7 protein-coding genes are annotated in these 12,012 nt (G+C 65.0%); 1 reads left to right on the forward strand and 6 read right to left on the reverse strand.

Translation table 11 applies throughout. From position 1 onward, the window contains the following. Positions 1 to 445 precede the first annotated feature (445 nt). Positions 446 to 1,744: an integron integrase gene (locus G3446_RS28400; protein WP_280818886.1), complete on the forward strand. Its 1,299-nt coding sequence runs from the start codon at positions 446 to 448 to the stop codon at positions 1,742 to 1,744. Positions 1,745 to 2,008: 264 nt separating this feature from the next. Here G3446_RS28400 and cowN read toward each other — a convergent pair whose 3' ends face one another. The 6 genes from cowN to G3446_RS24035 form a co-directional block, all read right to left on the reverse strand. Next, the gene (gene cowN / locus G3446_RS24010) at positions 2,009 to 2,299 is read right to left on the reverse strand and encodes a N(2)-fixation sustaining protein CowN (protein ID WP_164456092.1); all 291 of its coding nucleotides are present in this window, start codon (positions 2,297 to 2,299) and stop codon (positions 2,009 to 2,011) included. Positions 2,300 to 2,864: 565 nt separating this feature from the next. Next, the gene (locus tag G3446_RS24015) at positions 2,865 to 3,545 is read right to left on the reverse strand and encodes a Crp/Fnr family transcriptional regulator (protein ID WP_164456094.1); all 681 of its coding nucleotides are present in this window, start codon (positions 3,543 to 3,545) and stop codon (positions 2,865 to 2,867) included. Between the two features lie 85 nt (positions 3,546 to 3,630). Further along, the gene (locus G3446_RS24020) at positions 3,631 to 7,257 is read right to left on the reverse strand and encodes an ABC transporter substrate-binding protein (protein WP_164456096.1); all 3,627 of its coding nucleotides are present in this window, start codon (positions 7,255 to 7,257) and stop codon (positions 3,631 to 3,633) included. A gap of 387 nt (positions 7,258 to 7,644) precedes the next feature. Then, complete coding sequence (locus G3446_RS24025) at positions 7,645 to 10,581, reverse strand: alkaline phosphatase family protein (RefSeq protein ID WP_164456098.1); 2,937 nt, start codon at positions 10,579 to 10,581, stop codon at positions 7,645 to 7,647. Positions 10,582 to 10,734: 153 nt separating this feature from the next. Continuing rightward, on the reverse strand, positions 10,735 to 11,739 hold the full coding sequence (locus G3446_RS24030) for a sulfotransferase family protein (protein WP_164456100.1): 1,005 nt from the start codon (positions 11,737 to 11,739) through the stop codon (positions 10,735 to 10,737). Between the two features lie 93 nt (positions 11,740 to 11,832). Then, positions 11,833 to 12,012: hypothetical protein (locus G3446_RS24035; RefSeq protein ID WP_164456103.1), on the reverse strand; the 180-nt coding region annotated here is incomplete at its 5' end.

Genomic DNA, 12,012 nt, shown 5'->3' on the forward strand with positions numbered 1-12,012 from the left:
ATGCATCTGCATGGCCACGATCATGCGTTGACGCAACGCTGTCATCGTCCGGTCCTCTGGCAACGACCCCGATTGGGTCATGGCGAGTGTGGACGACGATGCGTGGAAGCGCTGTCAGTCGCGGGTGAGTGATGAGCTCCTGCAAAGCCCCGCGGAGCGGATTAGTTCAACAGTTGATTAGACAGAATCACTGATTATTGAATTAGACGGATTCTCTAATTGTTGTACTAGACAGATTCCACCTAGCATGTCTATGCTGCGTGTACACTGCGCTGAGCGATCATGCCAGCATGCCGCGGCGTTCGCGGCCTGTCCTGTATACACAGCCCGAGCCTAGGTCATGGGAAACGACTCGTCAAGCCATCGAGACAAGGTCCGATCTTTCTGGCACAGGTACGTCGAAAAGGTTCATAAATCAGGAGTTAAGCCGCCGTTCGACCGCTGGATGGTGAGACGTGCTGAACAGTACATCGCGGCCTTTCCGGACCGGAAGCTCGCGGAGCAAAGCCCTGCTGACGTGGACAACTATCTGGCCGAGCTTGGCCGGGACACGCAGCTGAAGGACTGGCAGTTTCGCCAGGCTGTGGATGCTATACGGATTCTGTTCGAGCTCGCGGGCGTCGGTTGGCTGAGCCAGGTCGACTGGTCGCAGTGGCGCGCATCGGCGCGTCGGCTTGAGCCTGGCCACGCGACCGTCGCTCGGGATTACGAGGAGGGCCAAGCGGAGCCGAGTCGCGGCGCCGCCGATGCACGGACCGACGGCTTGGCACGGATCCGCGAGACGCACTCGGCCTTGCTGGACCGCGTCATCAAGGCGATCCGTGTGCGCGGGATGGCGATACGCACCGAGCAGACCTACCTCCATTGGATCGCTCGCTATATCGCGTTCAGCGAAGATCGCTCCCCAGCGGATCTGGGTCCGCTGGAGGTTGGCCGCTTTCTGGAGCATCTGGCGGTCGAGCGGCGCGTATCGGCGAGCACCCAGAACCTTGCACTCAACGCCCTGGTCTTTCTCTATCGTGAGGTGCTTGGGCGCGAGGATCTCGACTTCGGCGCATTCGCTCGGGCGAAACGTCCTCGACGGTTGCCGACAGTGCTGACACACGCCGAGGTGACTGCGCTGTTGGGCCATCTCGACGGAGTCCATCGGCTGATGGCGTCGATGCTATATGGCACCGGCATGCGACTGATGGAGTGCGTGCGTTTGCGGGTACAGGACGTCGATTTTGGATACGGACAAATACTAGTCCGCAACGCCAAGGGGAATAAGGATCGCGTCGTTCCGCTGCCGGAGCGCGCTCAAGGTACGCTGAGCGCGCATCTCGCGCGTGTGCGGGAGCAGCATGAGAGCGATCTTGCGGACGGATATGGCGAGGTCTACCTACCCGATGCCTTGGCACGCAAGTATCCGAATGCGGCCAAGGATTGGCGTTGGCAGTATGTCTTTCCGAGCGGACGGCTCGCCAGGGATCCGCGCAGCGGGGCGGTACGGCGACACCATCTGCATGAGTCGGCGCTGCAGAAGGCCGTGAATCGCGCGGCCCGGGAGGCCGGGATCACGAAGCGCGTCGGGACGCACACGCTGCGTCACAGCTTCGCAACCCATGTGCTTCAGGCGGGATACGACATCCGCACGGTTCAGGAGCTTCTCGGGCACGCGGATGTGTCGACCACCATGATCTATACGCATGTGCTGAACCGCGGCGGCAAGGGGGTGCAGAGCCCCCTGGATGCGCTGGCTTGATACCTGGCGGTTGCTCGAATGAGGATTGACGCGGCCCGGCCCCGCATCCTGGCGCCCATCATCGCTTGGCCCAGCCTCCCGCTGTACGGTGAACGAGCGCAGCCCAGTCCAGGAAAGGCGCGGGATTCGGTGGACTTCGCTCGCGCTCGCCCACCCTTGCCCCCCTGACGATCGAGGCCGTGATGTCGAGAGGCGCCCAAAGGCGCTCCCTCCGGAGCTGTGGTCACCGCGATAACGATCGCGTGCCGCCCGGATCAGATCACCTCAGCAGCACTCTTCCTCGATCTGCTCGAGCAGGTCCAGCGCGGCGTCGTCGCCGTGATGGTCGAAGAGCTCGCGCAATGGGTTGACCTGACTCCCGATGAAATACAGCTCGTCCTGGCCGCGCCCCTGGATCTCGTCGAGCTTGACCGCGAAGTAGTCATGCAGCGGCGAGGGCTCGGAGATATCCCCGATGCAGCTACGGATGTGGGCGACGATCTGGCGCACGCGCTCCTCGCAGTCGATGCCCTCGAAGGTGATGTAACGATCGACCTTTTTCGCAAGTCCTGTCATGGCTGGATACCTTGGAAATTGTCTAAGATGGTCCGATGGTAGCAGCGCGGGAAGCGGCAATCTGTCAGCGAGCCGACAATTCGCCCGATTCAGTCCTGAGCGGCGCCTCACCGGTCCAGGGTGGTAGCCATAACGCTGATACGCCGTTCCATCGAATTTTCCAGGAGCAGGGCACGCTGGGAGGGCCTTGATCATCGTTTCGGCCAGTTGTCTCCCGTAGGGTGAGCGAGTGCAGCGCAGTCCACCAACGGCTGCGCGGGATTCGGTGGACTTCGCTCTCGCTCGTCCACCCTACCGGCCCGGCTGATGACCAAGGCCCCCTGGGAGTTCTGACGTCCACGTCAACAGGTGTCGGCCTGGAGGCCGACACTCCCGGCCCCCAGCACCAGGCCGAAAGCAGCGCTTACCCACAAACGCGCGAAGCGGAGCTTCGTCTCGCGGGTGACGCAGCTGGAGCTGCGTCACCAGAGACCCGCATCGGGAAACAAGACATGGGCAGCTCCTTAGAGTGCAACGCGGGACCAGGAAACGCTAAGCCAATCGGGCTTTCCACGCTTGACGCGTCTTAGCCTGGGGGCTCGAGTGCGCGGAGGTCGCGGATCAGCAGGCGACGACGCCCCTGGCGCCGAAGCACACCCTGGTTGACCATCCGCGTGATGAAGGCGGACACCGTCTGGCGTGAGGTTCCCAGCAAACAGGCGATGTCCTCGGTACCGAGATCCAGATGGACGCTGATGGAGCCGTCAGGCAATCGTCGGCCCGAGCGCTTGGCGACATTGAGCAGGAAGCGCATCAAGCGCTCCTGTACATCGCGGAAGGCAAGATCTTCGATGATCTCGATCGAGCCGCGGAGCACGTTGCCCAAGACCCCGATCATCGCCGAGGTCACCTCGGGGTACCGGAGCAGGGTCCGCCCGACCAGTGCTGTATCGACGCTCAAGAACCGACTCTCGCGCGTCGTTTGGACGAAGGCTCGGGTATGGGTGCTGTAGATGTCGCCCGGCGCGAGAAAGGTCAGGGTGAGCTCCTTGTCGCCGAAACCGAGGAAGACGCGCGCCTGACCCTCGATCACGATGAAGACCCTGTCCCGTCGTGAATCAGGCCGCGAGACGAAGTGCTTGGCGGGATAGCGATCCTCTTTGAAGCGCTCGAAGACGGCGCGAAAACGCTCGGTCTCCAGCAGCTCGAGCAGGCGTCTGGAGCCCGTCATCCCTCCCGTGCGGGAGCGATCGGATTGGTCGGTCAATGCGCCCTATCCACGGGCTGCTGCTCGCGCTTCCAGACGCCGCAAGGCTTCACCGTCATCGAAGTATCCGGTCGCTCCAAGTGCTTCAGCGTCCTGCGAAGGCTGTAATGAGGCCGAGACAGAGTCGCGGGTTGTGCGCCAGGTCCATCAGACTCGTGCCACACGCACAAGACGCGCCAGGCAGGACGTCCAGGTCCAGGTGCATGAGGTCGTGGAAGCCCATGCACCAATCGTAGAAGGTGCGCCGCGAAATGGCGCCCTCGTAGATGACGCGCACCTCCTCGTGCCGTGCGTCTCGGCGGATGCGGTCCATGAGCCGCTCGACCCGCGGACGGCTGCCCTCGATCATCTGCATGAAGACACCGTCGCAGTAGAGCAGATAGCCGGTGATGCCCTGCGCGCAGTTGGCGCTCCGCGAAGCGTCGAGCAGGGCTCGCAGCTCGGATGCGCTCAGGGGGCGCACCGCCCGGCTGACATAGAGCACGGCATGGAGGTCTTCAGGCATACTGGGCCGCGTGCCATCGTCCTCGTCGATCAGGGCGTCGAGAAAGGCCTCCGGGGTCATAGGGCGGTAGAAATAGTAGCCCTGCACGGCGTCGCAGCCGAGGTCGCGCAGATAGTCGAGCTGGCGCGCGTTCTCGACGCCCTCGCCGATGACCTTCAGCGCCAGAGAGCGGGCCAGACTGCACACGGCCGAGACGATCGCGCGGCTGTCGCTGCGCTTGTCGAGTCCGTCGACGAATTCGCGGTCGATCTTGAGCGTCCTGACCGGCAGGCGCAGCAGTTGCGCCAGCGAGGAATAGCCCGTGCCGAAGTCGTCGACCGCCACCAGCATGCCGAGCTCGGCGAGCTCGCGCAGGGTGCTCAGGTTGGAATGGACGTCGCTCATGAGCGATGTCTCGGTCAGCTCGAGCAGAATGCGCTCGGGCCGGGCGCCGGTCTCCTCGATGATTGCGCAAAAGCTCTCGACCAGCGACTCGTCGTTGAGCTGCCGCGCGGAGACGTTGACGCTCACATAGGGCGCCTGCTCGCCGAAACGCGCACGCCAACCGACCTCGGCCCGGCAGGCCTCGCGAAAGACCCATTTGCCGATGGGCACGATGGATCCGCTGAGCTCGGCGATGGGAACGAAGTAGGACGGCGGGATCTCGCCGTCCGGCGTCACCCAGCGCAGCAGCAGCTCCGCCCCGCGGATCAGGCGCGTCTTGGCGCAGAGGATGGGCTGAAAGCGCACTTGCAGCTCGTCGCGCTCGATCGCCTGGCGCAGCCCGTTGGTGATGTCGAGCCGTTTGCGCGCCTGCTCGTGGATCTCCTCGCTGAAGAAGCGCCAACCGTCGCGCCCGCGCTCCTTGGCTTCGTACATGGCGGCATCGGCATTGCGCAGCAGATCCTCGGCACCGTGCGTCGACCCATGCCCCGTCGCAACGCCGATGCTGGCGGCGGCGAACAGCCGGTCGCCGTCGAGCTCGACCGGCTTGCGCAGGAGGTCGTTGAGACGGTCGGCCAGACTCGCGATGCTGGCCGGGCTCTCCACTTGGTCGCAGAGGATCACGAACTCGTCGCCGCCGAGCCGCGCAACCGTGTCGCCCGGGCGCACATGCTCGACCAGGCGCTGTGCGATCGCCTTCAGCAGCTCATCGCCCTTGCTGTGGCCATGGGTGTCATTGATCAGCTTGAAGCCGTCGAGGTCGATGAAGAGCAGCGCCACGCCATGCGCACGCTGGCCCGAGCGCCGCAGGGCCTGGGCCAGCCGCTCGAGGATGAGGGAGCGGTTGGCCAGTCCGGTGAGGGCGTCGTGCGAAGCGCGCCAAACCAAGGCTTCCTCGCTGGCTTTTCGGTCTGTGATGTCGCGCACCGTCGCCACGACGGCCCAGTCGCCGCCAACGTCCAGCTTCGAGATGGAGATCTCGACGGGAAAGGGCGAGCCGTCCTTGCGGTAAGCGCTGAGCTCGGGTCGCGCGCCCATGAGGCGCTCGCTCTGCTCGCCGTCGAAGAAGGCGCGCACATGGTCGATGTGGCGCTGACGGTACTCCGGCGGCACCAGCTCGCTCAGCGGCAGCCCGATCAGCTCCTCGTCGCCATATCCGAACATCTCGGCGGCGCGGCGATTGGCCTCGGTGATGACGCCGTCCGCATGCATCGCCAACACCGCCACATCGACCATCGCCAGGATCTGGTGGGTGCCGATCCGCTGCTGCGCGGGGATCTCTTGGGGATCGAGGCACGCAAGGGTGTAGCCGCCGCCCGTGTCGTCGGCCTGGAAGGTGGGCTCGGCCACCACCATCAGCCGGTGGCGCCGGCCGTCGCCATACCTCGCGGTCAGAGTCCCATGCCACTCGGGTCGGCGCGCCAGCTCGGCCTCGATCCGCGAGAGGTCTTCGCTCGGGTCCCATAGCCGGCCGACAGGGGCACCGGCCAGCGACGCGCTGAGGTCGAGGCCCCACAGCCGACGCAAGGCCCGATTGACATACTCGATGCGGCCTGCCCCATCGACGGCGACGACCGCAACATTGAGTCGTCCGGAGGCATCCGCCCCACCTGGCATCGCACGAGCCTCTTCCAGGCTTGCCGACGCCGACTCGCCGCGGCGGTAGCGGCGGGGGATGTGCGGGGGGTAGCTGCCGAAAGACTCGACGATGGCAAAGGTCCCGTCGAAGCCGCATTGCGCCAGGTGATTGTGGACATGGGCATGATGCGTCGCTGGGTCCATGCGAACCCGCCCCTGTGGACCATTGATCTCGACGCGCTCCAAGGCCGGAATCAGCGCCTCGACCTCGAGCGACTGTGCCTGGCTCACCGCCTGGGCGAATGCGTGGACGCACAGATAGGCGCCCTCGCCAAAATTGGTCAGCACGCCGTTCCCTTCGGGGTGCAGCCCCTCGACCTCCGGCAGCTCGGCCAAGGCCTCGAGGTAACGCCGGTTGGCCGGCGTATCCACGGACATGAAGTAGGTGTTGCTGGAATAGAGCCCCTCGCGGACCTCAGGCGCCAGACAGGCCGCCATCGCCTCGTCATAGTGGCCCATGACGACCGCCATCTGCCGCTTGAGACCGAGCTCCGTGAAACGACTGAGCAGATTGATCTGATCCTCACCCGCGAAGTAAGGCACGAAGACGTTCGCCCCGGACATGCGGACACGGCTCAACAGATCGTCGATCTGATCGCTGCCGATCGGCAGATACTCCTCGCCCACCACTTCGCCGCCGATCCGGAGCAGCGCGCGCTTCGCGGCATCGATGGACCCACGCGGCCACTCGTAGTTGCTGCCCGCGAAGAACATCTTGGGGCCAGCCAGCTCGGCCAGATAGGGGATCATGTGGTCGATCTGCTGATTGGGCAGGGCCGCGAAATTGAAGAAGTAGCGGTTGGCGATGCTGCCTTCGTAGAAGGAGAAGTTCAGATAGGGGACCCGCCGCGGCTCGGCCACCTGGCTGGCGACCGCGATGCGCGAGCTCGACAGCAGGTTGCCGACCAGGGCCACGCAGCCGTGCTGATCGAGCAGGCGCTGCGCCGCGGGGACGGCGGTCTCGGGGAGGCTGCCGTCGTCTTCGATCACCAGTGAAAGCGGCCGGCCCAGCACCCCGCCGGCGGCGTTGACCTCGTCGCAGGCGATGCGGGCGGCCCAGGAGATCTCAGGGCCGTAGAGTGCGACCAATCCGGTCAGCGGCGGCAGGAGTCCAAGCGGAACCGGGTCGTGGAGACTGTCAGGCATGAAGGATTGAAGCCGCTTCTAACCGAGCGCGTTACGCCAGCCTGCGCATTGCTGGAATCGGCGAGCCAGGGCCTTGTCGCTGAGAGACCCTAGGAGAGAACCGAAGCTGGGCCTCGATTATAGCGCCTGACTGGGGCGAGACGAAAATAGCGCGATCCGCACGCCTCGGAATGCTGCCCTCATGTGCAGGATCCGGCGACGCAGATTGACAGCCAAGCCTGCCCGCTCGCGCATGACTCCGACGGGGCGCCATCTTGAAACTGGCTACAGCTACCCCTGGTGCGCCTGCTGCCGCGCCTAGAGGGGGGCTTTCGCAACAAAAAGGGGCGGCCCAGCCGGCCGCCCCACGCTCTTGCCCCTCAGCTCGGGGGCCGTCTGGCCCTGACCCTACTGGATCCTGAACTGATACTGATTCCGATGACGCCGCGGGAGCCCGGAATGGGATCCCGTGGTGCCGTCGACCACGCTGATGACGACGTTGTGGGTCCCCGCCGTGCTCGGGGTGCCGCTGATGAGCCCGGTGGCGGTGCTCAGGCTCAAGCCGGCGGGCAGCTCGCCGCTTTCGATCACCCATTGGTAGCTGCCGCTCCCGCCCCAGGCCCCCAGCTGCAGCGCGTAGGGGGAGCCGACGGTGCCGGGCGGCGCCCAGAGAACGGTCATCGCCAGGGCCTTTTGGGAGTTGAGCTCATCGGACAGATCGGCTCGGATAGTCTCGAAAGCCGGGTCGAGATGCAGGCTCTCTTGCTCGAAGGGATCCGTCGTCAGGTCATAGAGCTCTTCCTCGCCATTGGCTTGAAGGATGTACTTCCAACGCTCGGTCCTGAGCGCCGCCCAGGTGCAATAAGGACCCGAAGCGCCATTCCCCCAGCTCTCGAACAGCATGCTGTCCCGCCACGCGGGGCTTTGCCCGCTGAGCAAGGGAAGCAAGCTGCTGCCATCCGAGCCTCCGCTCGCGATACCTGCCATGTCCAGGATCGTCGGACCTAGGTCCAGGTCCGCCAGGATCAGACGATCATCCGTGCCGCTGTCGATGCCGGCGCCGAAGACCGCGAAGGGCACGCGGACCGCCTCTTCATAGGCCATCCCCTTTCCGGAAAGGCCGTGCTCGCCCCAGAGGTAGCCGTTGTCCGAAAAGATGAAGAAGACCGTCCGGTCCGCCATGCCGAGCGCATTCACTCGGTCGACGATGTCCTGAACCCCGCGATCGAGGCCCTGTAGCGATCTCAGCTGATCGCGATGGAACTCGTCGTTGGGATTCTTCTCGGGCAGGAAGCGATTCGGATCCGTCACCCAGCTCGGCTTGTCGCTCAGATCCGTCTCGCCATAGGCCCGGTCGCGATACTCGTAGTCCCAGAAAAGGCCCTCGTCGCCAGGGATGGGGGTGGCGGGCGCGTGCGGGGCATAGGCCGCCCAGAAGACGAAGAAGGGATCGCTGCCGACGTTGTCCAGGAAGGACAGGATCTCATCACGATGGAACTCGGTGACGTGCTGAGAGATCGGCCCGACGATGGTCCCCTGGGACGGTTGATCTGTGCTGCTGCCTTCCGTCACCGTAAAGTCGTACCACGGCAGGGTCACGCCCTGGTTGTTCGCCATCCAGTGCGACCAGCCTGGCGGCACATAGGTCTTCATGGCCGGATAACCATTGTGGTACTTGCCGACGTACATGGTGTCGTACCCGGCCTGCTGAAGCTTCACCGCCAATGAATTGCCATCGTTGTAATCGGCAAGCGGCGCGATCGTCTGGTTATTGCTGATCATTCCCGTATTCGAGGCACGATAGCCACCCGCCAGCATGCTCGCCCGCACCGGTCCGCAGACGGGATAGGAGACGAAGGCGTTGGAGAAGCGCGTGCCCTGGGAGGCAAGCGACTGGATGCTCGGGGTGCTCCAGAGGCTGTCCCAGCGCTGATCGTCCGTGACGATGACGACGAAGTTCAACGCCTCGCTCGGCGGCGGTGTCGAGCCTCCGCAGGCTGCGAGGGTCAGGAGATCGAAGGGCGCCGTCACCTGGGTCGCGTCGCGGCCGACACGCACCTGCGTGCCTTCCGGCAGATCCAAGCCGAAGCACAGACTGGTATCGCTCGGCGCGGTGAAGCTGAAGCCGTCATACCAGGGGCTGGTGACGTTCAGCAGGTAGTCGAGTCCCGTGCCTCCCGCGACCAGATCCAAGCTGTCGTTCGCCTCTAGGGAGAAGCCCGTGACATCCAGCAAGGCCGCACCCGCGTCGAGACTGCCCTCATAGGTCAGTGTCCCACTGCTGCCGCCGGCCAAGGCCCTAACCGTGAAGGACCGCGTTTGACCGCCGCAGTTGTCTTCCCAGAGATAGAGCCCGCTGTCTGTCGCGCTATCATAGCCGGGAGCCCCGCAGATGATGGGCTGCGGCTGGGCGCAGGATTCGAGCGTGGTCAGATCGAAGGGCGTCGCGACGACCGTGCCGGCATAGCCGACGGTCACCTGAGTCCCGGCTGGCATGCCCCGGCCGAAGCAAAGCTCGGCGTCGCCCGGCGCGGTGAAGCTGAAGCCGTCGAGCCAGGGCGTCGTCACGGTCAGCCGGTAGCTGAGCCTTTGGTTGGCATCCGTCAGCTCGAGCACATCGTCCGGCTCGAGCGACGTGCCGCTCGCGGAGCCGAAGGCGACGCTGGACTCGACATAGCCGTCGTAGACCACTGGACTGCCACCACCCCCGCCCAGTGCCCGCACGGCAAATGCGCGGCTGGAGCCGCCGCAGTTGGTCTCCCAGAGAAAGAGCCCCGTATCTGTCGCTTCGTCGTATTCCGGCGTCCCGCAGGTGACGGGCTGCTCGATGGCACAGGACTCGAAGGTCGTCAGGTCGAAGGGGGCGCTCACCGGGGTCGCATCCGGACCGACGTGAACCTCGGTCCCGGCGGGCAAGTCGGCCCCGAAGCAGAGGCTGGCGGTCTGCGGAGCGGAGAAGCTCAGGCCGTCGAGCCAGGGACTGCTGACATTGAGCTGGTATTCCAGCCTGAGATCGCCTTGTGCGAGATCGAGCCTGTCGTTGGGCTCCAAGGAATTCGGGGCTGCCCCGAGGAGCGCCTCGCTCGACTCGACGAGCCCGGAGAAGCTCAAGGTCGAGGTCGCTCCACCGGCGAGCGCCCTCAGCTCGAAGCCCCGGGTCGCCTGGCCACAGTCGGTCTCCCATAGGAAGATTCCATTGTCCAAACTGCTGTCATAGGCCGGCGCGCCGCAGGCATCCAGCGCCTGAGCGCTGACGACCTCGAATGGCGAAGGACCGAGCAGAAGCCCAGCGACGAGGCAAAGCTGGCTGCCGATCAGGCTCAATCTTCCCGAGATACCTTTCATTCCCATTGCTCCCCGATTCTTCATGCTTCCAATCAAAAAATGGCGTCCGGCGACTGATTGCTGGCGCGGCGAGAAGGCTGCCGCTCCCAGATGGGCAACCGCCCCTGCCCGCGTCCAGAGCGCGCGCACCGCCGAAGGACCTTCGGCGCCTTGTCAGCCAGCCGTCTCACACCGTCTCCAAAAGCGCCCTGAGGCCGTCGAGGCCATCAGACTCAGCCGACGCTTGATGCGATAGGCTTGATGGAGGAGCTGCTCGCGCATGAGGAGCGCGCGCCAACCGGACACAGGCGATCGCTCCACTGGGTAGCCCCAGAAGATGAGCTCGGGTGCTTGAATGTGCTCGATGACGGACAGCTCTTTGGGCGAGAAGGCATCGCGCCAGGTCTGGGTGCGGCTCGGATCGATGGCCCCCGTTGACTTGGCCATCCACGACTGGCTGTAGTAGGCGCCGAACCTCGGCTCGACGGCGTCCACGGGATCGAGCATGCGCGGCTCGAACACCTCGCCGATCGCCTCGCAGACGCGCCTCACCGCAAGCGCCGGATCGGCGACCAGATCCTCATAGCGCAGCAGCACAAGGCGCCCCGGATGGCGCTGCATCAGCCGCCTCAAGCGCAGACTGTCGCGGCGCCACAGGCTCGCCGCACCAAAGAGGTTTTGCTCCCAGTTCTGCTTCTGCAGGCGACTGCGCGTGACCGCGCGCCCATCGCGCACGAGCGCAATCATGTGCGCCTCGGGAAAGTCGTCGAGGATGGCATCTGCGGTGTGAAGGTGGTGCGGTGTCTTTTCGCCCCAGCGCGGCTTTCCGGTCGGCTCCGCAAGCAGGCCCATCAGTCGGGTGAAGACGTCCCTGTAGCTCAGCGCGCCCATCAATAGGCGTGCCCGCAATTCCGCCAGGCCGCCCAGCCCGAGCATGGAGACGGGACGACTGGCCAGATAGAGATCCAGGAACCGCTCGGCCTGCTTCGCGCCGAAGGGGCGCCCCGCGAAACCGTAACGATCCAGCAGGTAGAAGAATTCCGTCTCCGGGGGTACGAAGAGTCGGGAATGCCGGTTGAGGATCTGCACCAGCAGGGTGGTCCCCGATCTCGGCGATCCGACGATGAAGAAGGGCACCTCGGGCATGCTCGCCGAGGGCGCTGGCCGCAGTTGCTGCATTCGAAAACCCTCAGTCAGGGAAGACGTCTCACCACTTCGCCCACGCTGTCCGCCTCGAGGCATCCTTGCCTCGCCAAAGCGAGCCGGGGCGGGCTATTGGGAACAGACCCCGAAGCCGGGGATCTCCACTTGCGGGTCGACCACCGCGCGGTTGGCACCGGCCAGCACCGGCAGGGTCGTCGGCGAGGTCAGCTCGAAGCAGGCGCTCGCCCCCGAGGCCAGCGAGAAGTCGATCCCGTCCTCGTAGATGCCACCGACGATCAGACCGAAGTC

This window comes from Thiorhodococcus minor, assembly GCF_010820565.1.
Classification (GTDB): Bacteria; Pseudomonadota; Gammaproteobacteria; order Chromatiales; family Chromatiaceae; genus Thiorhodococcus; species Thiorhodococcus minor.